Annotated in this window: 20 protein-coding genes and 2 pseudogenes; 8 read left to right on the top strand and 14 right to left on the bottom strand. The window is 43.6% G+C overall.

What is annotated here, in order from left to right; all coding sequences use genetic code 11:
• Positions 1 to 507 (bottom strand): annotated as a pseudogene (locus OSCI_RS03825) (dihydroorotate dehydrogenase (quinone)); the annotation flags it as partial.
• A 175-nt stretch (positions 508 to 682) separates the two neighbouring features.
• Here OSCI_RS03825 and OSCI_RS03830 point away from each other — a divergent pair.
• On the top strand, positions 683 to 3,610 hold the full coding sequence (locus OSCI_RS03830; RefSeq protein ID WP_007353547.1) for a GAF domain-containing protein: 2,928 nt from the start codon (positions 683 to 685) through the stop codon (positions 3,608 to 3,610).
• A gap of 126 nt (positions 3,611 to 3,736) precedes the next feature.
• On the opposite strand, the gene OSCI_RS03835 is transcribed toward OSCI_RS03830, so the two are convergent.
• Together OSCI_RS03835 and proS are read right to left on the bottom strand one after the other, a co-directional pair.
• On the bottom strand, positions 3,737 to 5,050 hold the full coding sequence (locus OSCI_RS03835) for a hypothetical protein (protein WP_007353548.1): 1,314 nt from the start codon (positions 5,048 to 5,050) through the stop codon (positions 3,737 to 3,739).
• The gene (proS, locus tag OSCI_RS03840) at positions 5,047 to 6,852 is read right to left on the bottom strand and encodes a proline--tRNA ligase (RefSeq protein WP_007353549.1); all 1,806 of its coding nucleotides are present in this window, start codon (positions 6,850 to 6,852) and stop codon (positions 5,047 to 5,049) included. Before proS ends, OSCI_RS03835 begins: the two co-directional genes overlap by 4 nt.
• 91 nt (positions 6,853 to 6,943) lie before the next feature.
• Here proS and OSCI_RS03845 point away from each other — a divergent pair, with 91 nt between their 5' ends.
• From OSCI_RS03845 to OSCI_RS03860, 4 genes and pseudogenes are all read left to right on the top strand, one after another.
• Positions 6,944 to 7,894 carry a hypothetical protein gene (locus OSCI_RS03845; protein ID WP_007353550.1) on the top strand — a complete coding sequence of 317 codons (951 nt, stop codon included), beginning with the start codon at positions 6,944 to 6,946 and terminating at the stop codon, positions 7,892 to 7,894.
• A pseudogene (locus OSCI_RS03850) lies at positions 7,895 to 8,290 on the top strand (hypothetical protein); the annotation flags it as partial.
• Positions 8,291 to 8,615: 325 nt separating this feature from the next.
• Positions 8,616 to 9,095 (top strand): orange carotenoid protein N-terminal domain-containing protein, encoded by a 480-nt coding sequence (locus OSCI_RS03855; protein WP_007353552.1) that lies wholly within the window; start codon positions 8,616 to 8,618, stop codon positions 9,093 to 9,095.
• Between the two features lie 363 nt (positions 9,096 to 9,458).
• Entirely contained in the window at positions 9,459 to 10,331 is an 873-nt protein-coding gene (locus OSCI_RS03860) for a Cof-type HAD-IIB family hydrolase (protein ID WP_007353553.1), read from the top strand.
• A gap of 397 nt (positions 10,332 to 10,728) precedes the next feature.
• On the opposite strand, the gene OSCI_RS03865 is transcribed toward OSCI_RS03860, so the two are convergent.
• Entirely contained in the window at positions 10,729 to 11,628 is a 900-nt protein-coding gene (locus tag OSCI_RS03865) for an alpha/beta fold hydrolase (protein ID WP_007353554.1), read from the bottom strand.
• A 119-nt stretch (positions 11,629 to 11,747) separates the two neighbouring features.
• Complete coding sequence (locus OSCI_RS03870; protein ID WP_007353555.1) at positions 11,748 to 12,257, bottom strand: hypothetical protein; 510 nt, start codon at positions 12,255 to 12,257, stop codon at positions 11,748 to 11,750.
• Positions 12,258 to 12,335: 78 nt separating this feature from the next.
• On the opposite strand from OSCI_RS03870, the gene OSCI_RS03875 reads away from it, so the two are divergent.
• The 3 genes from OSCI_RS03875 (at position 12,336) to OSCI_RS29565 (ending at position 14,023) form a co-directional block, all read left to right on the top strand.
• Entirely contained in the window at positions 12,336 to 13,253 is a 918-nt protein-coding gene (locus OSCI_RS03875) for a histone deacetylase (RefSeq protein ID WP_007353556.1), read from the top strand.
• A gap of 157 nt (positions 13,254 to 13,410) precedes the next feature.
• Positions 13,411 to 13,542, top strand: coding sequence for a hypothetical protein (locus OSCI_RS31855; protein ID WP_007353557.1), 132 nt, complete (start codon positions 13,411 to 13,413; stop codon positions 13,540 to 13,542).
• Between the two features lie 295 nt (positions 13,543 to 13,837).
• Positions 13,838 to 14,023 carry a hypothetical protein gene (locus OSCI_RS29565; RefSeq protein ID WP_148288903.1) on the top strand — a complete coding sequence of 62 codons (186 nt, stop codon included), beginning with the start codon at positions 13,838 to 13,840 and terminating at the stop codon, positions 14,021 to 14,023.
• Here OSCI_RS29565 and OSCI_RS03885 read toward each other — a convergent pair.
• The 9 genes from OSCI_RS03885 to OSCI_RS03920 all read right to left on the bottom strand — a co-directional run bounded on the left by OSCI_RS03885 (position 14,020) and on the right by OSCI_RS03920 (position 23,705).
• Positions 14,020 to 16,341 (bottom strand): TIGR03032 family protein, encoded by a 2,322-nt coding sequence (locus OSCI_RS03885; RefSeq protein ID WP_007353559.1) that lies wholly within the window; start codon positions 16,339 to 16,341, stop codon positions 14,020 to 14,022. The two genes, OSCI_RS29565 and OSCI_RS03885, sit on opposite strands and share 4 nt — an antisense overlap.
• Positions 16,342 to 16,750: 409 nt before the next feature.
• Positions 16,751 to 16,987 (bottom strand): 50S ribosomal protein L28, encoded by a 237-nt coding sequence (gene rpmB, locus OSCI_RS03890; protein ID WP_007353560.1) that lies wholly within the window; start codon positions 16,985 to 16,987, stop codon positions 16,751 to 16,753.
• A 160-nt stretch (positions 16,988 to 17,147) separates the two neighbouring features.
• Positions 17,148 to 19,136, bottom strand: coding sequence for a molecular chaperone HtpG (gene htpG, locus OSCI_RS03895; RefSeq protein WP_007353561.1), 1,989 nt, complete (start codon positions 19,134 to 19,136; stop codon positions 17,148 to 17,150).
• Between the two features lie 332 nt (positions 19,137 to 19,468).
• Positions 19,469 to 19,891, bottom strand: coding sequence for a hypothetical protein (locus tag OSCI_RS03900; protein ID WP_007353562.1), 423 nt, complete (start codon positions 19,889 to 19,891; stop codon positions 19,469 to 19,471).
• Positions 19,888 to 20,181 (bottom strand): hypothetical protein, encoded by a 294-nt coding sequence (locus OSCI_RS03905; RefSeq protein WP_019487558.1) that lies wholly within the window; start codon positions 20,179 to 20,181, stop codon positions 19,888 to 19,890. The genes OSCI_RS03900 and OSCI_RS03905 overlap by 4 nt, the downstream gene beginning before the upstream one ends.
• Positions 20,182 to 20,213: 32 nt before the next feature.
• Positions 20,214 to 22,928 (bottom strand): ATP-dependent chaperone ClpB, encoded by a 2,715-nt coding sequence (clpB, locus tag OSCI_RS03910; RefSeq protein WP_007353564.1) that lies wholly within the window; start codon positions 22,926 to 22,928, stop codon positions 20,214 to 20,216.
• 72 nt (positions 22,929 to 23,000) lie between these two features.
• Complete coding sequence (locus OSCI_RS30555; protein ID WP_007353565.1) at positions 23,001 to 23,162, bottom strand: hypothetical protein; 162 nt, start codon at positions 23,160 to 23,162, stop codon at positions 23,001 to 23,003.
• Entirely contained in the window at positions 23,159 to 23,404 is a 246-nt protein-coding gene (locus OSCI_RS03915; RefSeq protein WP_007353566.1) for a hypothetical protein, read from the bottom strand. The genes OSCI_RS30555 and OSCI_RS03915 overlap by 4 nt, the downstream gene beginning before the upstream one ends.
• Positions 23,373 to 23,705, bottom strand: a complete 333-nt coding sequence (locus tag OSCI_RS03920) for a DUF6972 family protein (protein WP_007353567.1) — start codon at positions 23,703 to 23,705, stop codon at positions 23,373 to 23,375. The genes OSCI_RS03915 and OSCI_RS03920 overlap by 32 nt, the downstream gene beginning before the upstream one ends.
• Between the last annotated feature and the right edge of the window lie 74 nt (positions 23,706 to 23,779).

The following is a 23,779-nucleotide window of genomic DNA, read 5'->3' on the forward strand; positions in this document are numbered from 1 at the left end:
GCTCCCCTGCTCCCCTGCTCCCCCGCTCAAGAGTTCCCCCGCTCCCCCGCTCCCCCGCTCCCCTCTCCTCAATCCTTCTAAGCGAGTTGCGATCGCGACTGCGCCTTGATTATTAAACCCCATACGATTTAAGACTGCACTATCCGTCCCCAAGCGAAACAAGCGAGGGCGAGGATTCCCCGGTTGAGCTTGCAAAGTTACAGTGCCCATTTCCGCAAAGCCAAAACCAAAGCTTTCCCAAATACCAGCCCCGAAAGCATTTTTATCAAAACCCGCAGCCAAACCCACAGGATTTTTAAACCTCAGTCCCCAGAGGGTTTGTTCTAGACGAGTATCTTTCTTACCCAAAGATTGCTCTAATTGAACTAGAAGCGGACGCACTGGCCCACTACTATCAGCTTTACCCAAAAAGTCGATTATTTCCATCAGGCGATCGTGCAGCCACTCAGGATCGGCTTTTAATCCAGAAAATAAAAGAGGGCGTAGAGCCAATTTATAAATATCCAAGTTATCTATCCTAGAGTAATTAAGTCAGCAAAAAGTAAGTAAAAATAAAAAATGAAAGAAAAATAGCCCCAAAGTATTAATTCTACTATTAGGTATTATTGCTAATCATTATTATTCGTTCTTACATTTTTAATTTTCAATTTGTAATTCTACACAGTTTGGGGGATAGCTAGCAATGGACGAGCAACAAAAGCAGAAGGATATTGAGGAACAAATCATTAGCTTAGAGCGCGTCCTCCAAACCCTCAGAGAAGAAGAGAATGTAGACGTTTTACTGGAGGCAACCCTAAATTACCTGCAAACGGAGTTCGAGGACTACCAAGTAATTTGGATTGGTTTGTACGATCGCACAGGTCATCGCTTGTTTGGCAAAGGAGGGATTGTACCCAAAGGTGAGATTACATTTCTCAAGCAACGGTTTACCCTCAATCCCGGAGACTTGCTAGAGCAAGTCGTGATTCAGCTTCGGCCCGTCAGCATCCCCGACTTGCGAGAAGAAACACGGGCGGGAGAATGGCGCAAAGCTGCTCAGACCTTCGATGTGCGGGGTACTATCATCTTCCCCCTCCGCTACAAGGATCGCTGCTACGGCGTGGTTTTGCTCGGTTCTGAAACCTGGGGTTTGTCACCCAAAGCTGGGGAAAAAGCACAGATGAGCGTGATTTTTGGGGCGCTGGCGGCGGCGCTGTACCAAATCGAGGCAGATTGGCAGCGACAACAGGCGAGGCATCCCGACGAACCGCTGCTAACGCTGATTTCGCAGTTGGGCAAAATCCGCTCCCTCGATCGCTGTCTACAGGCAGTAGTCGAGCAAACCCACCAATTTATCGAACCAGCACGGACGAATGTTTACTGGTTCGAGCGCGAACGGCGCTATTTCTGGCGTAGAGTCAGTAACCGTCAGGTTGCGCCCGGTTTGGGAGCGGGTAACAGACCAGCAAGTGGGATCACGGTGCAAGATTTGGGGGGATTTTATCAGGCTCTTGCTAACGAGCAAATTGTCTGGATTGGAGAGTCCCACAGTTCCCTCAGAAGCGAAGTTACGGGGCGACTGATGCAGCAAATTCGCGCTCGTTCCCTATTGGCGGCTCCGATTATCTTGGAAACAGAGCTTTTGGGCTTTTTGGCGGTGGAGGCGAATGAACCTCGGATTTGGCAGGAAGATGAAAAAAGTTATCTGCGGGGTGCGGCTCAATTGGTAGGTCTGACGGCTCCTCTGTCGGAGATGGAGGATAAGATTCGACAAGTTGAACTCGATCGCGATTTAACTGCTGGGGTGGCTCGTGCTATTTATAGTGATGCTGATTGGTTGGAGACTTTGAAAACTACATCCGAGAAATTATGCGATCGCCTCAGCGCCGAACACTTTTTGCTACTGCTACGGGAACCGGATCGGGGTCAGTTTGAAATTATCTGGCAGAATCAACCTCCCAATCGCCGCAAGTTAGCGTCTCCCTTGAAAGCTTTGGATGCGTCAGAACTTAAGGTGTTTGAAGAAAGTGCCCAACCAATGGCGATCGAAAATTGGGAAGAGGACAAGCGATTGGCAGCTTGGCGAGATGCTTTGGGGGAACAGGGGGCGCGATCGCTTTTGGTTTGCAGCACTGGAAGGAAGAAGGAAGAAGGAAGAAGGAAGAAGGAAGAAAAAGAAAATACCAATTTAAACTCTGTGGAAGGTTTGGTGGTTATTGGTCACGATGCGGCACGAACTTGGAACCGATCTGAGCGAGAATTGGTAGCGATCGCCAGTCAACAGCTCGGCCTAATTATCCACCAGTGGGAACTTCAGCAACAAATCCAAAACCAACACAAATTTTACCAAACCCTAGAATCAGGTTTAGCGATTTTGTGGCAGGCACACTCAGACCAACTCCTGCAACAATTCTCTGGAGGAGAATCAAACTCACGCGAAAACATACCTCAAAAGCAGCTAGAGCGTAGCTTTACTCAGCACATTGCCGAGGCCGTAGGTTGTCCTCTGGTAGCTTTAATAACCTGGACTGCGGGGGCAAAAGAGGGACAAATTGCCGCCAGTGCTGCTGCTAGTCCTTTGTTTGCACTGAATCTGAATGTGGATATTCCAGTTCAGACAGATTTTTTGATTCAAAATGCTCTCAAAGCTAGTGGAATGCTGCATCTGAATATGAGCGATTTACCACTGGCAACTAAACGGTGGCTCCGCAGTCCCGGTATTAGTCAAATTCTGGTGGTAGCGCTGCGGACGGCCCCGGAACACGAACCAACGGGAATTGTCTTAGCCGCCGATGCTCAAGGTCGTCCCTGGCCAGAACTTTCGGTGGATTTATTGAGTATTTTGGCAGCTCAGTTAGCTTGGTCGCGTCGCTACTTGACTGTACAAGCAACACTGGAATCACAGCGAGAGGAATTGGAATGGCTCAATTGGTACAAACAGCGCCGTTTGGAGGAACTTTATCGTACTGTGGGGTCGGGGGTGAAGCAGTTGGGAGAGTTAAGCCAATCTGCGGCTTTACCGGGGAAGGAACAGAAGGATACTTTGACAACTTTGCGCTATCAGCAGCTTTTACGGCAGATTGGGAATGCTCTAGCCTCGACTAATTTATTGCTGAAGCAGGAACAGTGGCGGTTACACAATGCAGTGGAAGTGATTGCGGTGGCTAGTTTGTTGAGGCGATCGCTTGAGCGTGTAGACTTGCTAGTGAAGCAATCTAATATTCAGTTACAAGTTTATCGAGAAAGTAATTCGGCGCTACCTTCTGGACAAGTTTTAAGCATTCGCGGAGACAGTATTAAGTTAGAGTTGGTAGTTTATGAATTATTAGTAATCGCTTGCCGCCGTTCGGTATCGGGAGGAAAAATCGAGATTCGCTGTAAGCGTTTAGATGAACAGTGGTTAGAATTAGCGATCGCAGATAATGGTAATGTAGAGCCGCAGTTAATTAGTGACTTTAATAGCGGTACACCTCGCGATATATTACTTTCTTCTACTTTAGAGAAACCTCCCGGTCAGCATTTAATTATTTGTCAGCGAGTAGTACGACAAATGAGCGGGAATCTTTATATGGAACTATTAGATGATGGGATGGTTGTAGTGAGGTTATTGTTACCTTTAGGTAGTGCTTGATCTAAAGGGACTAGGGGCTAGGGACTAGGGACTAGGGAAAGATGGGGAGGATAGGGAGGATGGGGGAGATGGGAAGATGGGTAATTAGCAATTAGCAATTAGCAATTAGCAATTAGCAATTACGAATTACCAATCTTCATCCAACTGAGGCAACTTGAAAAGTACGCCAGCAAACAACCAATAATAAACTGCCACCGGGTCAACATCTAGCGGAGAATAGTAGGTATTGTAACTGACAAATAGGATAAATACCCAAAGACAAACTCCTAAGCGGCGTAAACTGCGATCGCTAGCATCATGATAAGCTTGAAAAGTTAAAAAGCTCACTGTTGAAACCAGCCCAATGATACCAAAAAAGCCAAAGAAACCGAGTTCATAAAGCACTTTCCGATAGTAACTTGCTATTAGCTGAGTTTGACCGAAGAGACTGGCCGCCTCCGTCGCTCTTCCCAAACCATTTCCTAACAATCCCGGCATTTCATTAATTGGCTGATGGGATTGAGAGACAATCAATTCGCTAGCAAAAAAACTATTCAAATTGCTGACAGAATCCGGCGTAACTGTCCAAATTGTTAACAAAGTTAATATGCCAGCACTCAGCAAAATTAACCGCTTAAATAGATTTACCCCACTGGATATATTTAATAGTATAATTAACATGGGGGGTAAAAATAACAAAACATTTTTTTGACCGGAAATCACACCAGAAAAGAAGACGCAGGCAAGAGCAGCAAAACTCACTAATCGCCAACGGCGAACTGGATCGGTGACGGCGGAAGCAAAAGTAAAAAAGCTATTCGCCATCAAAAACCCGCCCCATTGTAAAGGTGAAAAAAATGTTCCTGGCAAGCGGATCAAACCTAGTTCGGGGTTAAAAATGAGAGAACCACCGACAAAACATCTAGCATTTAGACTTGCTTTAAATAACTCGTCTCCAATGTAACTACGAGTGCTAGGACATACACCTGTAGCTAATAATAAGTATTGCATGAATCCAAGACCGCAACAAGTGAGAGCGAGGATAACGTGCAGGCGAGTTAGGAAAAATAAATCCTGTTTGTCGCGAATTAGGTAATAGCCGCACAGAATCAGTGGTATGTACCAAATCAGAGCTTTTAAGCCGATTATTCCCATTAAAATAGGATGTTCTGAGGCTGGGGCGGCTAGTTGCGGATTGCCATTAGCTAAAATTAGCGTTACTGCACAAGTCCCTAGCAAAACACCAAGAGGTGCTGCCATAGGTTTAGCTGCACTCAGGAAAAGTCGCTGTTTTTGCCAGAGTTCAATTATGCCAATCAGGGCGATGATATAAAGGATATCTTTGGCAAAATTAAACAGGACATTCCCGCCTGCGATCGCGTAGGTAACGGTATCAGCAAAAGGCATATAAATTAGGAATGCCCAGAGTGCGGGCCGACCATATTTGTTAAAAAAGCTCATTTTAATGCTGTACTAATCCACTGCATAAGAGTGGATTTTACATCATCAATGGCAATTTCATGAGATTTATGGGCGGCTCTTTCGACAACTTCAACTTTACCTTGTTTGAGAGAACGACCCGTAACGATCCGGTAGGGAATTCCAATTAAATCAGCATCTTTGAATTTAACACCTGCGCGTTCATCGCGGTCATCTAACAGAGTTTCAACGCCAGCTTGATTGAGTTCTGTGTAAAGTTTTTCTGCAACTTCTATCTGTTGAGCGTCGCTAATGTTGGGGATAGAAATGATAACTTGGTAAGGTGCGATCGCCACTGGCCAAATTATCCCATCTTTGTCGTAAGATTGCTCTACGGCAGATTGAGCTAAGCGAGAAACACCAAGACCATAACAACCCATCACTAAGGGTATTTCTTCCCCTTGTTCGTTCGTATAGGTAGCGCCCATTGCTTGTGAGTATTTAGTGCCAAGTTGGAAGATGTGACCTACTTCAATTCCTCTGGCAGTTTGTAAGGTTTGTGCGGGGTTGTGGAGAGCGCGATCGCCTTTTTTAGCCTTCCTTACATCCACCACTTTTTCTGGCAATTGAAATTCTTTACCCCAATTTGCACCGACAACGTGGTAGCCGGATTCGTTAGAACCAGTGATAAAATTTTCTAAGTCAACTGCTGTTTTATCTACTAACCGCAAGAACTGAGGATGCACCTGTTTACTGCTAGCAATGTAATCATCTGCGATGTCAGGTGCAATATAACCTAAAGGCAAAGGTTTCGCTGCCCATTTCTGTTGTGCTTCTGCGTCGGGAACTGTCAGAGAAAGAATGGTTTTTGCTTGGTACTTCTCAGCTAATTTGGTTAATTCATTTACCAATTTTACCTCATTTACGTCCTGGTCTCCTCGAATAATTACCAGTACCAAGACGATGATACCGCTGTCATAAGCTACCTGGTAAAGCACATTTTTTACCACTTGGGTAGGGGAAGACTTGAAAAATTTACAAAGTTTTTCTATCGTTTCCGTTCCCGGAGTTTCGGATTTTTCATAACTCGTAAAACGTGATGGTTCAGCATCAGCAGGCAGAGAAACAGCTTTTTCTACATTAGCTGCATACTGACCATCTTCAGTATAAAGCACTTCATCTTCACCAGCTTCTGCTAATACCATGAATTCCTGGGAACCGGAACCCCCAATCGCCCCAGAATCGGCATCTACTCCTCTGAATTCCAAACCACAACGGCGTAGCATATTGCTATAAGCTTGTGCCATATCCTGATAAGTTTTTTTCAGGCTTTCTTCATCTTTATGGAAAGAATAGCCATCTTTCATAATGAATTCGCGACCGCGCATTAACCCAAAACGAGGGCGAATCTCATCTCTAAATTTGGTTTGAATTTGGTAAAGGTGCAGGGGTAATTGCCGATAGGAACGAATCATATCTTTGGCAATTGTGGTAATTACTTCTTCATGAGTTGGCCCTAGTCCTAATTCACGATTTTGTCTATCTGTGAGAGCAAACATGATACCTTCTGCCTTGGTATATGTGTCCCAGCGTCCAGATTCTCGCCACAATTCAGCAGGTTGTAGTTGAGGTAGAAGGCATTCTTGAGCGCCGGTAGCGTCCATTTCTTCGCGGACTATCTGTGAGACTTTTTTGAGCACTCGCCACAGCAGGGGGAGATAAACATAGACACCGCTACCGATGCGACGAATGTAACCTGCACGTAGTAATAGTTTGTGACTGGGGATTTCTGCTTCTGCGGGTTCTTCCCGCAGAGTAGCGAAGAGCATTTGAGAGAGTCGCATGGGTGGTTTCCTTTATAGAACAGATGTTTATTTTATCAGGATTTACGCGCCGCATCTGATAAAATTTATTTGAGTTAGTAACAAATTAAAAATGACCCGATTCATCCATGACCAATTTGCTAAACAGTATCTCAAGGAATTATTGAGTCCTCTCGGTAACATAGAAACCAGCCGGGATATTGCGGGAGAAGTTAGGCAGATTGACATTTTATTTGCTCCTAAATCCCAACCGGAAGTGGAAGCAACAGCTCTCGGTCTTCTGGGTAAAATCGCAGCCAAACCTGCTGTATTTGAACCATTCCGCAGTCCAGTTCAACCTGGAGAAATTCGGAGTTGTCTGGGCAAATTATTTGACTTACACGCCGAATTTGAACGGCAAGCAGCTAGAGAAAATACTCGAATTGCAGAATCAGATTTGCCCTTACTCTGGATACTGTCACCAACGGTTTCTGACTCACTGTTAGCAGGATTTAGAGCGATTCCTGAACCGGAAAATTGGGTAAATGGAGTTTATTTTCTGGGTGCATCTCTGAAAGCAGCAATTATTGCTATTCACCAACTCCCTCGCACTCCAGAAACCCTGTGGCTGAGAGTTTTAGGGAAAGGAAATGTGCAAAAACAAGCCATTGCTGAATTGATAGAACTGCCCTCAGATAACTCTTTTCGGTTGAATGCGCTAGAATTGTTGTATAACTTGCGAACCATTTTAGAAGTCCGCCAAGACATAGATCGAGAAGATCGGGAGTTAATTATGGAACTGTCACCACTTTATTTACAACGGCTTGAAGATGCGACCCAGCAAGGTATCCAGCAAGGTATCCAGCAAGGTATCCAGCAAGGTATCGAACAAGGTGTCGAACGAAACCAACGCCTGATGGTTGAGACTATGCTACAAGTCAAATTTGGCGCTTTAGATGAAGAATTAGTCCAAATAATCGAGCCGTTAATTCAACTAGAACCATTGGAAATAACGCAAATGATTATGCAGCTTAATCGTGAGGAATTATTAGCTCGTTTTGGCCAGAGTTCAAGGGAATCTTAATTGATAAAACTGTCCTCAAATAATTACTTCCGGTTGAATGCGCTAGAATTGTTGTATAACTTGCGAACTATTTTAGAAGTCCGCCAAGACATAGATCGAGAAGATCGGGAGTTAATTATGGAACTGTCACCACTTTATTTACAACGGCTAGAAGATGCGACTCAGCAAGGTATCCAGCAAGGTATCCAGCAAGGTATCGAACAAGGTGTCGAACGAAACCAACGCCTGATGGTTGAGAGTATGCTACAAGTCAAATTTGGCGCTGTAGATGAAGAATTAGTCCAAATAATCGAGCCGTTGATTCAACTAGAACCATTGGAAATCACGCAACTGATTATGCAGCTTAATCGTGAGGAATTATTAGCTCGTTTTGGCCAGAGTTCAAGGGAATCTTAATTGAGAGAACTGTCCTCAAATAATTACTTCCGGTTGAATGCGCTAGAATTGTTGTATGATTTGCGAACTATTTTACAAGTCAGCCAAGACATAAAGCAATAAGACCGGGAGTTAATTATGAAGCTATCACCTAATTACTTCTATCTTTAGTTATAAATTTTTTGAGAATTTTTACTTGTTGCTCCCCGATTACCAAGGGGGATCATATCTTCCTTAAGTAGGATTCAACCTTCATGATTTATTCGTTAACTTTCGTAAAGGAACAAAAACAGTTTTCTTAAGTAAAAGAGAAAACTGAATAAGTTATAATTTTTTGGAGGCTGAAATGACTTTTACTACTGTTAGCGCTTACGATCGAGGAAAAGAAGCTCTTAATGGCTTGAGCATAGACGATCAGTTAGGTTTGCTATGGTTTGTTTATACTGAACTTGGCAAGTCTATAACGCCAGCAGCTCCGGGTGCTTCCGGTTCTGAAATTGCTCAGGGTTTGTTCGAGCAAGTTAAGGAATTGCCTCACGAAGAACAGCTACAAGTGATGCGCGATATTGCCTCAAAAGGCAATTCTCAGTTGAGCCGTATGTATGGTTCTATGAGTCCTGAAACTAAGTTGGCTTTTTGGTATTTCCTAGCTCAAGGTATGGATGAGGGAACTATTATTCCTGTACCTTCTGACTATGAACTTCCCCAAGAAGGCAAAGTTTTATTAGGACAAATCCAGTCTATGGATTTTCAGCAGCAAATTGATTTTCTGCGCGGTATTGTGCTACCGATGGGTACTGACTCTGCTCCGAGTGCTGGTATCTAATCTCAGGAATTATGCCGAGTCTCCCCTCTCCTTTTAGGAGAGAAAAAATGAAACAGCCCTGCTTAAAATGAGGGGGGAGAGGATATTGGTTGAAGTCATTTTTTATATAAGAAAATATAGGCGGTTGGTAAAGTTTCTGATTTTAAGGCGTAAGTTGTGATTAAGTTATGGTAGGTTGGGTTTTGTGGCTAACTCAACCTACTTAAGGTATAAGCCTTAGATTTTTTTGATAAATTTTTAACGGGTGCCCTAAGCCGGAAGACATATTTGAGGGCAATCGCGTTTTTTTTGTAAAATTTATCTATGGTTGGGCAGTCGCTTCTTTAAAATCTCTATTAGCGACTGAAATACCAAAAAACAATCATGCAGAATTTAGCATTCCCTAACCCAGCGACGAAATCGACTCCTGTAAGCGCTGCTGACATTCAACTTTTGGCGGTGGATATTGATGGTACGATCGCAGGTGAGTCTAACGAGATCCGCGAACGGGTTACACAGGCAATTTTTGCTGCTCAAGCTCAGGGAATCAAAGTTGTAGTGGCTACTGGAAGGATGTACCGCTCTGCTCTCCGCTTTCATCAAACTGTCGGCTCCAGCTTACCATTAATTTGCTATCAAGGCGCGTGGATTCAAGACCCGATTACGGGAAAAATTCTGTCCCATTTGCCAGTCACAAAAGAAAAGACGATCGCACTCCTTGATTATTTTGAACAACCTGCATTGCGATCGCTTCTTTCTGTCCATTTCTACATTAATGACCAACTTTACGTCCGGGAAATCACGACTGCTACTCAAATCTACGCCCAGCGTTCGGAAATTCAACCTATCGCTGTCGGCGATCTGCGATCTGTGCTGGATACCGAACCCACTAAAATTTTAGCTTTATGCGACGATCCAGAGGCGATCGCGAATCTTCTCAGCAATTTACGCCAGATTTACACCCCAGCCGAACTTTATTTAACAACATCAGTGGCTACTTTTTTTGAAGCTGCCAATCCCTTAGTTAGTAAGGGGGCTGCACTTCGCTACCTAGCTGAAGAAATTTTGGGGTTGCAATCGGCGAATGTGATGGCGATCGGCGATAATTTTAATGATTTGGAAATGCTTTCCTATGCAGGCATTGGTGTAGCGATGGGCAATGCCCCGGATGAAGTCAAGGCGATCGCGCAATGGGTAGCACCGACTGTAGAAGAAGATGGTGTAGCGGCCGCGATCGAAGAATTTGTGCTTTTATAACTAGGGGCTAGGGGAAGAAGAAGGGGCTAGGGGCTAGGGGCTAGGGGCTAGGGTAAGAGAGGGGGAAGATGGGGGAGGATGGGGAAGATAGGGAAAATAGGGGAGCGAGGGAGGATGGGGAGGATGGGTAATTAGCCTGTCTTCAATTAGCAATTAGCAATTAGCAATTAGCCATTAGCCATTAGCAATTAGCCATTAGCCATTAGGACTTACGCAGGTCGTCAAATTTTTGACCTTCCAACAGAAAGAGCACCGACGACTGGCCGTGTTTCGTCTCGGTGCTCTTACTGGTTCGCTCCTCACACGAGACTAACTATAACCGAAGGTATCCTAGTTTTGTCAAGCCCTTTTTGAAAGTTTTTTCCTAAAATCCCTTAAAGCCAGACAGCGCAAGGGGTTAAAGGGCTGAGGGCAATTGGTCTAACCATTGCAAAATCAAAGAATTAACCTCAGTGGGTCGCTCGTCGTGGGGACAATGGCCCGTTTTGGGGATAGAAATAAACTGGACGGGTTTACCGAGCTCCGCCAACTCCTGATAAACCTTTGCCCCTGTAACTGGTGTCCAAGGGTCATCTGCTCCCCAGATTACCAATAAAGGATGCTTGACTTTCGGCAACAATTCTGATGGTTGAGGGCCGGGAGGAGCACTGAGAATGGAGGCGAAAACTTGCTGAGCTCCGCGATCGCAGGAGGGTGTATAGAGTATTTCTATGAGTTCGTCGGTGATCGCTTCGGGGTTGCTGTAAACTTGACTTAAGGTGCTGCGGATGCGGTTTTTCTGACGGATGCGGTTAAAAAGGAATGGCCCAAAGGCAGGCGATCGCACTATATTGGTAAAAATCCCCATCACAGTCCGTAGCGGTAAATTCAGTTCGTGGGGGCGGTGATTGAGTCCCCCCGCACAGTTAATCAAAACCCCACCAGCAGCAATTTCTGGATGATTGGCGACTACCATCAAACTCAGTAAAGCGCCGATGGAATTACCCACAAATACAGTCGGTTCTTGAATATGTTCGGCCCAGAAATCTTTAACCATTTCTTGCCACAATTCTAGACTGTAATCGAGGTTGGGCTTATCCGATCCGCCGAATCCCAGTAAATCTAGGGCGAATACTCGATAGCCACCATCTGCGATCGCAGGGATATTTTTCCGCCAGTGTCCAATAGAAGCACCAAAACCGTGAATCAGTACCAACGGCCGCCCGGTTCCCCGAACTGTATACTGAATTTTATGGTCTTTCCAAGTCCAAAACAGTTTTTCAAAGGTACCGATCGGTGTTAATTGTTGTGTCGTCACAGCTTTCTCTGAATTTTAATTAACTACTATAATTTTAATCTTTAATTTTGCTAATTTACGTAACGCCGACCTCTGGGGGGTATCTTTATCACCCAGAGGGTGGCGTTACAAATTCTATCCTATAATAGCCACTCTTTAAGTAAATTAAGATTAATTGGAGTTAAAGTAACTTTCACTTCAAGTTGCTGTTTTACATCTCGCAGGGTCATAACTTCTTTTTCTTTAAAGGTAATTTCAACATTTTGTAGTTCAATAGTCTGATATTCAAATTGATGGAGTTCTACGCGAATCGCCAGTTCCGACTCAGACTGAGGATAAATGTATAAATGCTGTTTGAGATTATCTAATTCAAGTTTTTGAGCTATCTGGCTGTGTTCTAAAGGAGAATCTGGTTTATACCAATAGAGCGTATCGCCGCCCCGAATTTCGGGATTCACAATCACAAATATTTGATCGAATCTTTGAGATTGCCAGTTAACTTCACTCATCCCCCCGATTTGAGGTATTAGCCGTTCCACCCAGTTAACTTCTTTACCATTGAGATTTGCCCACCAGTGGCGAATAATATCTAAGTTATTAGTATTTTCTGGGTTATGACTGCCGTGCTGCCAGACTGTTAAAAGTTCCATACATTTTAAATGATGTCAGATTTTAGATTTTAGCTTTGAGCTTGAAGATTAGAAGTGAATGCCTCTAAAATATTTTACATGGAATTACCCATTGTTTATCACAATGATTACGTTGCCCCACTACCGCCGGGACACCGCTTCCCGATGGCAAAGTTTCAGTTGCTTTCCGAGATGCTGTTGGCCGATGGAGTAGCTGTGCGATCGCAGTTTCACCTACCAACACTTCCAAAGCGAGAGTGGATTGAGTTAGTCCACGAGCCTGATTATGTTCAAGCTTATTATAATGGAACATTGGACGCTAAAGCACAACGGCGAATCGGTTTACCTTGGAGTCCCGCTTTGGCAAACCGTACTTGCATCGCTGTAGGGGGTACTATTCTCACAGCTCAATTAGCGATTTCTCACGGTATAGCTTGCAATACTGCTGGAGGAACTCACCATGCTTTTCCTAGTTATGGTTCTGGTTTTTGTATCTTTAACGATTTAGCGATCGCATCTCGTCTTCTGCAAAAAATGGGTTTAGTACAGAAAGTATTAATTGTCGATTTAGACGTGCATCAGGGAGACGGAACTGCTGTAATCTTCCAAGACGATTCGAGCGTATTTACTTTTTCAATGCACTGCGAAGTCAACTTTCCGGGAACTAAACAACAAAGCGATTTAGATGTATCTTTACCTGTAGGTATGGAAGATGACGAATATCTTCAGACATTAGCTAAATATTTACCAGATTTGCTGTCAGATGTCAATCCCGATCTAGTTTTGTACGATGCAGGTGTCGATCCGCACAAGGGCGATAAACTGGGGAAGTTAGCATTAACTGATACTGGTTTATTTAGGCGAGATATGCAGGTTTTATCTACTTGTTTGGCTGGTAGATACCCAGTTGCTTGCGCGATCGGTGGCGGCTATTGTGATGATATGAATGGCTTAGTTTATCGGCATTCCCTACTGCATCGAGCCGCGAGTTTACTCTGGCAACAATATCGGCTGTAATTGTTAGTTGTTAGTTGTTAGTTGTTGGTTTTAACTAGGGCTTGCTGAATCAGTACCCGGAGGTGATGCAGTCTGGGTGATGCGATCGCGGAGCGAGAGTATGGTGCAAGAAAAACAGGTAAAATAGGTCAAAAGCCTTGCATCACCCTCCCTCACCATGTACAGAAAAGCTGAGTCTGTTCCCAGGGAACCCTTCGACTTTGAACTCCCCTTTGAAGGAAGGTTGTCAAAAGACAACCGTTGGGTAAAAATGGCCGAACTGATCCTGTGGTCAGAATTTTGTTGCTGAATATGCTGAAAATTTTCCCATTTGTCAATTCGTAAGTCCTAAAGGCGTTCCAGTTCCCGCCGCCGCTGTAATTAGCCGAATTGCCGCTGACAGTGCTATTACTCAAATTCAGGGTGGTGCTTGTTCCCACACTAATCCCAGCCCCATTGAATGCGCTATTGCCATTCGCAATAGTTAAGCTGTCAATATTTACTATTACCCCCGCACCGAAAATATTGAATACCTGCACGGCATTGTTGCCGCTAACGGTTAAATTAGTTGCCCCTGGGCCGCGTTAATACTGACTGAATCGGTAATGTCTAGCGTATTAGCAAGGGCGATCGCATCCGTACCTGTAGTATTATTGGCTGCCGCGATCGCCTCTCGCAAACTAATCTTGCCATCAGGGCCAGGATTAATAATTAAATTCGCGATGCTGCTAGTCGTTGGTTGTTGTGACGCTAAGTGTAGTCATAGTTACCTTAATATTGACAATTTTTAATCTCCTACCAACCCATTTAATGCTTCAGCAACGCGATTAAATACTTCCACCCAATCTCGCGGTTGCGATTGCCGAAATAGTCGCATCGTCGGATACCAAGGAGTATCATTTCTTTCTAATATCCATCTCCAATCGGGACTATAGCATAGTAAAGTCCAAACTGGCTTACCTAATGCTCCGGCTAAGTGAGCAACAGAAGTATCCACAGTAATTACTAAATCTAGTTGCGCGATCGCTCTTGCCGTATCTCCATAATCTCTCAGATAATAACTTAGATCGCAGACATTAAATTCTTGCAATTTTGCTAAATCCGTCGGCTTAGTAACTTTTTGCAAGCTAAAGAAATCCACATCTTTTATATTCAAAATAGGCGCAAAATCATCTAATTTACAAGAACGATTGCGATCGTTTTTATGAGTAGGACTCCCACACCAAACAATTCCTACTTTTAATTTTTTAGACTCAGATGAATGCAGGATTGGGAAAACAACGTTTTGCTCTCTTGCTTCTAAATAAGGAATTTGAGCCGGAATTGTATCTAAAGTTGTACCCAGAATATGAGGTAAGCTCATTAAGGGAGCATAAACATCAAATTCTGATGTCGCAATATCTCCCGGCGGAATTATCTTGTCAATGTGAGGAATCGTGGCAAATAAAGGCATTAAGTCGGGAATGCAAACTAAAATAATGCGACAGCTACTTTCAGCAACTAGGGGAATATAGCGAATAAATTGAATTGCATCTCCCGAACCTTGTTCGGTATGAATCAGAATAGTTTGACCGCTTAAATCGCTACCATCCCACAAAGGTTGAGGACAAATAAAAGGTGTAAAGTTATTCGTTTGCCAACGCCACTCGCTTTCGGCAAAGCCTTGGGTATATTCTCCCATTTGTAATAAAGCCATGCCTAAATTAAAATGTGCATCAGGAAATTGGTAGCGAATAGCAATTGCTTTTTGATAATATTCAATCGCTTCATTTAATCTATGTTCGTGCTGGGAAATTATACCCAAATTATTGTAAGCTTCGGCATGATTGGGATCTATGGTAATTACTTGTTCTAATTCGATAATCGCCTCTTCCCATTGTTCTTGTTCTAAATAAACCACTCCCAAATTATACCGGGCCATCAAATAATCTGGCTTAAGTTCTAGGCATTTCTGATATTGCTGCATTGCAGCTTCCAGGTTGCCTTGATTGTAGGCATCATTGCCCAAATTGAGTAAATATTCGGCATCTTCTGGTTGTAGAATCTTCTCAGTTAGTTCTACTTCTTGAAGTGCTTCATCGGGTAAAATATAGGTTGTGCCTAAAAGTTGCTCATCCCAGTTAATGACTTCGGGAAATAGAAAGCCGGGAATAATACCAATAGCAAATATTTCTTGTACGCCACTTTCAAATCTTAAGAAAGCAATAATTTCTCCAGTGTCAATATTGACTACCCACACGCCACAAATCCTTTCCGTGAGACTTTTGGTAATCGGTAATCCACTAAAAACGGCGGTTTCTCTAATTTGTGAAAGTCCAATAAAGGCTAAATTTTCCCAAAAAGCTAAACCGCGAGTGAAACCAGGAACTTGAGCAACTGTAGTTAAATTTCCCGAACTTAAGTCAACTTTAGCTAAACTACCATTTCCTGATTCTAATACCCAAAGTTCCTCCCGATACCAGCGGGGAGAATGAGGCATAGATAAACCACGACAGATGATTTCATTACTGGAAATATCAATAAGAATCCCCCCATTAGCTTTGTTTTTTCGCCAACCTGCGGCTTCATTTGTTTCTCCTAATGCTGTAATATATTGTGGTCGATCGTTGCGGATGCTTAAACCGTTAAGATGACAGCGATCGCTGAGATCGTAAGCATTAATAAAATGAGGTCGCCATCGCGGTACAAAACTATGAGTTTGATCTAGGGTACATAAACAAGAAAAACGGGTATTAATAAACCAAAGTTCATCATTAGCATAGGCCATTTCGTGAATGTCAATATCCCCAGTAATATGAGTGCGACGAGGGAGATAACAAGCATCATGTTTGCCAACTGGTTCTAGCTTTGGCGCTACTGCTGGGACATTGCGAAGTTCGATAATTTGGTAAGCTGTACCAATGGCTAATTTTTCGCGATCTACTGCTAAACCCATTGGGCGATCGAAGGTTCTAAAATGGGTATTTATAGTATTATTATTGTCAGCACGCAGAACTATTAACTTGCCTGCTTGGTAAGTGGAAACAACTAGGGAAATACCAAGTTGAGTTAAAATATTTGGGAAATTAGTTGTGTGAACGCTGTTTAAAGGAATATCTTGGGTATTCATTGGGTAAAATATAGATATTGCGCTCAATTAAGTTTCAACTTAGAGCTAATAATGCTTGCGTCATCAAGATCGCAGAGATCTAATGGTTATGGTTGTCAACCATTAGCTATGAATAAATTATTAGTTGTCGCTACCACTAATGCTCGTAAACTTAGAGGAATGTTACCATATCTTAGTAAATAGCGAGCGATTGTATTAGTAATAATCCGTCATTGCGAACTCCGCGAAGCAATCCCCTAGTCTCTGCGATTGCGGAGCACAGCGAACAATGACAATAAAGGGGGTAGTAAACTGGATTTGGTATTACTCGGTGCGGTTCCCTAAAAAAATTGAGTGCGATCGCATCAATTAACGCGATCGCACTCAAAAAATTACCAGCCTTTTCAACCAAATGGTATTAATTGCCGATTTAATATTTGTTCAAGTTAATTCCAGCTTCCCGCGCCAGAGCATCCAAACCCTTGAGTTGTATGGTCTTAATCGCCTTCGTAGAAAGATGTAACTTCACCCAGCGCTTCCCTTGGGGCCACCAAATCCGTTTCCACTGCAAATTCGCCTCCTGCAACTTGTGAGTGCGGCGGTGCGAGTGGGAAACAGCCATCCCATTATTCGCCTTTTTCCCTGTCAACTGACATTTCCGAGACATATTACCCTCCAGATTACCGTTTTTCTTTGCGATGCAACCTTCAATTATAGATCGATTCGCACAAATAGGTCAAATCGGGAGCATCCTATCAAAATCCCCCTGTTTGCAAGCTACAGTTTATAAACTGTAGTTTTTTTCAGAGGGATTTGAGGATAATTGATTACAATGCTCGTTCCGTTAACCGCGTCAACACCTGATTTGAGCGTTCCACAAAATCCTTCATTCCCTCAGCATCAAACCCTTTCTGAGCCATCAAAGCTAAGTCATAAACATGATGACAAATCATATTTGCCAACTCGCTAGATGGAGACACGCCGCTACCTTGAATAATCGCGCCTTGACTCAAATTAGCCAAGTTTTGAATCAGCGGGTGAGCAGTATTTACTACTAGGATATGTTCGTCAGGAAATCCAGCCGTTTGCTGCTGCAATAAAGCCGTCATATCCCGCAGTCGCCGCATCGCTTCTGGTAACAAAACAATTGCCGGCGGCGTACCCTGGGGATCGTCAGATTTCAAAGCTTCAGTGCGAATAGTAACTGTTGACTTACCGATCGCTTGTTGGAACAAGTCTTTAATTTGTTCGCTGCGAGTTTTATTGGTATTCGGGTCAACAATCTCAGCTTCTTTTTCCTTGTCAATCAGCGTCTCATCAAGTTCGGAATCAACCCGCGAGAATTTGACATCTTTATAGTCTCTCTCCAAGGAACTGATAAAGTGCGTATCAATGAAGGAGTCCATAAATAGGACTTCCAAACCTTGACTCTTGTGCAGTTCCACATAAGTAGCCTGCGATGCCGGTTCAGTACAATAAAATACGCGGTTTTCGTGGCGTTTTTGATTGCGTTCCAAATACTCCTGAAGGGTAGTATAAGGTTGCGTTGAAGTTGAGGTTTCCGACTTCGGCGTTACTTCTTGCCATGCGTCTCCATCCTCAGCTTGTACCTGCACTTCTGGAGTTACACTTTCTGATTTTTCTGCGGTTGGTTGGTAAGTCGTGCGATAAATTAGGATATCTTCGACTTGCTTTTTAAACTTCTCGTCATTCAGCGATCCGAACTTGACAAATGTACCGATGTCTTGCCAACAGCGGATATATTCATCGCGGTTATCGCGGTAAAGTTCTTTAAGACGATCGCCAACTTTTTTGGCAATATAATCAGCAATTTTCCTGACTGTGCGGTTGCTTTGTAGGGAACTGCGAGATACATTCAGAGGAATGTCTGTACTATCAATCACCCCTCGCAGCGGCATCAAAAATTTAGGGATAACTTCTTCGCAGTGATCGCTGACAAAGACTTGATTGCAGAATAGTTTAATATTGCCTTGAGTGACATCGACATCTGGCCGCAATTTAGGGAAATATAGAATCCCGTTGACAATGAAAGGATAATCTGTATTTAGATGTACCCACAAAAGCGGTTCTTCTTGGAAGGGGTAGAGGTAGCGGTAGAGTTCTAAATAATCTTCTTTGGTGAGGTTGCTAGTAGATTCTCGCCAAGCAGCTTTTTGCTTGTTAATTACTTCTCCATCCAGTTTAATTGGCACTGGCATGAAGTCGCAGTAAGTTTTAATTAGCTGCTTAATGCGGCTGGTTTCTAAATATTCTTCTTCTTCATCTTGGAGAGTGAGAGTAATCGTTGTACCGCGTTCTGTGCGCGGAGAATCTGTCAACTCAAAGGCTGGCGAACCATCGCAAGACCAGTGTACTGCTTGAGCACCTTCTTGGTAGGAAAGGGTATCGATTTCTACTTGTTTGGCCACCATGAAGGAAGAGTAGAAACCCAGACCAAAGTGACCGATAATTGCGTCGTTACCTTCTCCTTTGTATTTTTGAATAAATTCTTCGGCGCTGGAAAAGGCAACTTGATTGATGTATTTTTTTACTTCATCCGCCGTTAGACCAATACCGTTATCAGAGACAGAGAGGGTTTTTTTCTCTTTATCAATGGCGAGGTGAATTTCTGGTTCCCCGATGTCGCCGCTAAATTCGCCGGAACGAGAAATCATTTTCAGTTTCGCGATCGCATCTACGGCGTTTGATACCAGTTCCCGCAAGAAGATCTCGTGGTCAGTATAGAGAGATTTCTTGATAATCGGGAAAATATTCTCGGTATGGATCGTAATTGTTCCCTGTTCGAGGACTGTCATAGTTTTACTTTAAGTGACTGTGAGTATAGGATTGACGCACGATGAAGCTTAAACTTCGATCCGCCTTAACCCCCCTGAAAATAGGAGGAAACCCTTGGAGGGGATGGGAATCTCAAAAGTCCCCTGTTTCGGGGGGTGCGGGGATCTCTTCTGCGTAAGTCCTGTATTTAATGATTTTGTGCGATCGCGCCGCTTTTTTGCAAAGGGATTACCCTAAAAGGATGATTCGGTTTACCCTACTTTCTGGTAACTGACGACTGCCGAGACAGGTAAACAGGAAATAGTTTTTTCCTCCTCTCCCTTCTTCTTCCTTCTTCATTCTTCCTTCTTAGTTATATTGTCGCATACCACAAATCAGCAATTGACAAGGAATCCATATTAACTGCGTCTGGATCTGCGTGCCATCCACCCGGAATAATCTCTTGAACTTGATACCGATCCAACTTAAACTCTCTCTCGCTAAAGCTTTTAATAGGAATTAACTTGACGTTATGACGTGCTAAAAGTTGAGAAACTGCATCCGAACATTCATTTAAAAAAAACGCAATGGGAATATCAACTCGAATAATCCCAAAATCTTTTTTACTCCGTCTGATCGTTACCCAGTCTTCACCGGCCCCTGTATCCCAATCAATTTTAGCATCTGGTATTAGTTTAGGGATAGATAACAAGATTTTTTTCAATTCATCTATTGACCAGTTACTTGACTGAGAACGAGCTTTAATGAAAAAAGGCGTTAAATCTATGACACTCATGGCGGGTTTCCTGGTGAACCGTGAACTAATCTTGTTTCTTTACCGTCAATTATGCTTGGCGATCTCCTATAAATATTAATGTAGTCTGTTAACTCTCCTGTGTCTCCAAGTACACCAATAGGGCCATTGAGTACCCTAACTTTGGCTTTATAAAGATTAGATGTTGAGCCCTCCCACAGATCGTACTCATCAGCGTAAGCAGCGGCATCTAGTACGGCTGATTCAACATCTACTTCCCATAAAAACTGACTTTTACCAGTTGATAATGACCCAGTTGTGTGCTTAGCCACGCCAGTCAAATCAATGGTATATGCACCATTGCTTAATCTACCTTTTGAATCGATAAACTTGTTGGGCGCTCTGTAGATGGCAACTCTCCTTTACTAAAAATCATACTGTTATCAACACAATCTATCACAATTGTATCGCCCTCCACAAAGGTATTTTCTAATAACTTATTCGCCAGCGGGTTTTCTAATTCTCGCTGAATCGCACGTTTCAATGGTCGCGCACCATAAACAGGGTCGTAACCGACATCAGCGATATAATTCTTGGCCGCTTCTGACAAGTCCAAGTTGATTTTTTGATCTCCCAGCAACCGTTCAATTCTCTTCACTTGAATGCTGACAATTTGCCGCAATTCTGTCTTACTCAAAGTGTGGAACAAGATAATGTCATCAACGCGGTTGAGAAATTCGGGACGGAAGTGCGATCGCAACGCATCCGTCACCCGTTTGTACATCATTTCGTACTTAGAATCATCGCCAGCAACATCCAGAATGTAGTCGCTACCAATATTGCTAGTCATCACAATGACGGTATTTCTAAAATCAACAACTCTCCCCTGAGAATCGGTAATTCTGCCATCATCTAACACCTGCAATAAAATGTTAAATACATCCGGGTGTGCTTTTTCTACTTCATCAAAAAGTACGACTGAATAAGGGTGACGGCGTACTGCTTCCGAAAGTTGACCGCCTTCATCATAACCCACATATCCCGGCGGAGCTCCCACTAATCGCGAGACGCTATGCTTCTCCATATACTCCGACATATCTATTCGCACGATCGCATCATCGGTATCAAATAGAAACTCAGCTAAAGCGCGGGCTAATTCTGTTTTTCCTACGCCAGTCGGCCCCATAAATAAGAAGGAACCGATGGGTCTACCGGGGTCTTTCATGCCGGCGCGAGCTCTCCGAATTGCGGCCGAAACTGCTTCTACGGCTTCGTGTTGACCGATGACTCGCTGGTGTAAATGTTTCTCTAATTGTAGCAGTTTTTGTCTTTCAGATTCTAACAACCGATTGACAGGAATTCCCGTCCACTTAGCAACTATTTCCGCAATATCACTGGCGGTAACTTGTTCGCGAAGTAATGATGAACCTTGAGATTGTAGTTTTAATAGTTCGGCTTCTTTGGCTTCGCGATCTCGCACCGCAGTCTCCAGTCTGCCATACTTTAACTGTGCCGCCTTATTCAAATCGTAAGCCCTTTCTGCCTGCTCAATTTGCACCCTTAACTCATCTTCTTCCGCTTTCAATTGATTGATTGCATCTAAGGATTGCTTTTCACCTTGCCACTGAGTTGATAATTTTTCCTGCTTTTCTTTCAAAGCATCAATTTCAGCTTGAATGCGTTCTAACCTAGTAGTGAAACCCAGATTTTGCGCCCCTTTGCCTTCACCTTCGATAGACAGTTTTTCCATTTCCAACTGCATCACCCGCCGATCGATTTGTTCTAATTCTGCGGGTTTAGAAGTGATTTCCATCTTCAATTGGGCAGCGGCTTCATCTACTAGATCGATGGCTTTATCTGGTAAAAATCTATCGGAAATGTAACGGGAAGACAAGGTAGCCGCAGCAACCAAGGCAGAGTCTAATATTTTGACTCCATGATGTCTTTCATAACGGTCTTTAAGTCCGCGCAAAATTGAAATAGTATCTTCGACGCTAGGTTCATCGACAAATACTTGTTGAAATCGTCTTTCTAAGGCAGGATCTTTTTCAATATTCTTGCGAAATTCATCGAGGGTGGTTGCACCAATACAGCGCAATTCACCTCTGGCTAACATCGGTTTCAACAAGTTACCGGCATCCATTCCCGAACCAGAACTTCCACCGCCACCAGTGCCTACAACTGTATGCAATTCGTCAATAAATAAGACGATTTGACCGTCAGAATTGATCACTTCTCGTAATACTGACCGCAGGCGTTCTTCAAATTCGCCTCGGAATTTTGCCCCGGCAATTAAGCTGCCCATATCGAGGGAAAATAGCTGGCGATTTTTGAGAGATTCGGGCACGTCGCCGTTAACAATTCGCTGGGCTAAACCTTCAGCGATCGCAGTCTTCCCTACCCCCGGATCGCCAATTAATACGGGATTATTTTTCTGGCGACGGGAGAGCACTTGGACTACGCGGCGAATTTCCTCATCGCGACCGATTACGGGGTCGAGTTTTCCCGATTTTGCGGCTTCTGTCAAGTCGCGACCGAACTTAGCAAGTGCATCGTAAGTTGACTCTGAATTTTGGTCTTGAACTTTCGCAGAACCCCGGACAGCTTTAATTGCTTCTTCAAGTTTTTGGCGATCGATGACTTTGGTAGGGGGAGTGCGATCGTAACCAGGCCGAGGGGGCGGGCCTTCGGTTTTTGTCAGCAAACGGCGACCGATGCGTTCGTCCTCGATCAAGGCGATTAATAAATGTTCTACAGCGATAAAACCGTCCTGCCAAGCCACTCTTGCAGCTTCAGCAGCGTCTAACATCACTTCTAAGCCGCGTCCCAGGTAAAGTTGTTCGGCATTGGCGACTTTGGGTTGGCGTTTGGCAAATGCTTCTAGCTGCTGGGTTAGGCGTAGATGGTCAACCCCTGCTTTGCTGAAGATATTGTTGGCAAGACCTTGCTGTTCTAGAAGTGCGATCGCTAAATGTTCGACCTCTAGCTGCTGGTTGGCAAAGCGGCGGGCTACATCCTGGGATTTGACGATGGCTTCCCAGGCTTTATCGGTAAATTTGCTAGGGTCTGTTGGCTGCACGGTATTTCCTCGCGATCGAAGGGAGTTCTACTTTTTGTCCCTTCAGATATACTCTCATAACTATGATAGAGGTTAAACGGGTGTCTGAGTCTCTTCGGATTCGGGGCTGAGGCTGGTAAAGGCTGGCGATCGCTCAAGGAATGAAAACAATATCATAACTTTTTTAGCAAAAGCGATCGCGCTTCTTTGGGAAGTGCGATCTAACATTCCCATTTTTTCAAAAATAGGGGTCATGCTGCTTCCAATTGTAACCGACGTTCTACTCGTTCGTATTCATCTTCTAAGAGCCAGAGTTTAGCTTCTTCATAATCTGAACTGGTAAATACAATTTGATAATTTTGAGCAGGATCGTAGACACAGCTATTACCTGAACTGTCACCTAATAAAATTAGGACGTAAGGTGGTGAGGCTGTCGGATCTACCCATAACTCTGTAAATTCCCAGTTATCGGCTAGGTTTAGTTCTGGGGATGACATGGTATTTATCTCCTTTTATTTTAATTTCTCCATACCTAAGTGGTATTCTACTATTGTTGCTGTCAAGTCTATAGCCAATGGGGTCAGGAAAATAAAGACCATAACGTTCGTGACCGCGAATTACGCCGATAAACTCTCCATTTGCAATTATAGCTTGAGCCACCATTTCCATTGTAGCTCGATCGTTAAAGACATGAACATTACCTTCTTGTTGGAGTAGCTTTTGCATTTGAGGAGTATCGGGTAGATGTTTGGCAATGTGTTTAGTGTCGATGCTTAGTTCGCGGTTAATTCCGGTCATAAATTGAGCCAATCTAAAACATATTAATTATGTCGTTTTTCCTGGCTTTGTAAAATAGTATACTATCAATTATC

The organism is Kamptonema sp. PCC 6506 (genome assembly GCF_000180455.1).
In the GTDB taxonomy this organism is placed as follows: Bacteria; Cyanobacteriota; Cyanobacteriia; order Cyanobacteriales; family Microcoleaceae; genus Kamptonema; species Kamptonema formosum.

Bases quoted from the DNA above. Each gene is read 5' to 3' on its own strand.
- OSCI_RS03830 (WP_007353547.1), top strand. From the start codon at position 683: ATGGACGAGCAACAAAAGCAGAAGGATATTGAGGAACAAATCATTAGC.
- OSCI_RS03835 (WP_007353548.1), bottom strand. From the start codon at position 5,050: ATGAGCTTTTTTAACAAATATGGTCGGCCCGCACTCTGGGCATTCCTA.
- proS (WP_007353549.1), bottom strand. From the start codon at position 6,852: ATGCGACTCTCTCAAATGCTCTTCGCTACTCTGCGGGAAGAACCCGCA.
- OSCI_RS03845 (WP_007353550.1), top strand. From the start codon at position 6,944: ATGACCCGATTCATCCATGACCAATTTGCTAAACAGTATCTCAAGGAA.
- OSCI_RS03855 (WP_007353552.1), top strand. From the start codon at position 8,616: ATGACTTTTACTACTGTTAGCGCTTACGATCGAGGAAAAGAAGCTCTT.
- OSCI_RS03860 (WP_007353553.1), top strand. From the start codon at position 9,459: ATGCAGAATTTAGCATTCCCTAACCCAGCGACGAAATCGACTCCTGTA.
- OSCI_RS03870 (WP_007353555.1), bottom strand. From the start codon at position 12,257: ATGGAACTTTTAACAGTCTGGCAGCACGGCAGTCATAACCCAGAAAAT.
- OSCI_RS03875 (WP_007353556.1), top strand. From the start codon at position 12,336: ATGGAATTACCCATTGTTTATCACAATGATTACGTTGCCCCACTACCG.
- OSCI_RS31855 (WP_007353557.1), top strand. From the start codon at position 13,411: ATGTACAGAAAAGCTGAGTCTGTTCCCAGGGAACCCTTCGACTTTGAA.
- OSCI_RS29565 (WP_148288903.1), top strand. From the start codon at position 13,838: ATGTCTAGCGTATTAGCAAGGGCGATCGCATCCGTACCTGTAGTATTA.
- OSCI_RS03885 (WP_007353559.1), bottom strand. From the start codon at position 16,341: ATGAATACCCAAGATATTCCTTTAAACAGCGTTCACACAACTAATTTC.
- rpmB (WP_007353560.1), bottom strand. From the start codon at position 16,987: ATGTCTCGGAAATGTCAGTTGACAGGGAAAAAGGCGAATAATGGGATG.
- htpG (WP_007353561.1), bottom strand. From the start codon at position 19,136: ATGACAGTCCTCGAACAGGGAACAATTACGATCCATACCGAGAATATT.
- OSCI_RS03900 (WP_007353562.1), bottom strand. From the start codon at position 19,891: ATGAGTGTCATAGATTTAACGCCTTTTTTCATTAAAGCTCGTTCTCAG.
- OSCI_RS30555 (WP_007353565.1), bottom strand. From the start codon at position 23,162: ATGACCCCTATTTTTGAAAAAATGGGAATGTTAGATCGCACTTCCCAA.
- OSCI_RS03915 (WP_007353566.1), bottom strand. From the start codon at position 23,404: ATGTCATCCCCAGAACTAAACCTAGCCGATAACTGGGAATTTACAGAG.
- OSCI_RS03920 (WP_007353567.1), bottom strand. From the start codon at position 23,705: ATGACCGGAATTAACCGCGAACTAAGCATCGACACTAAACACATTGCC.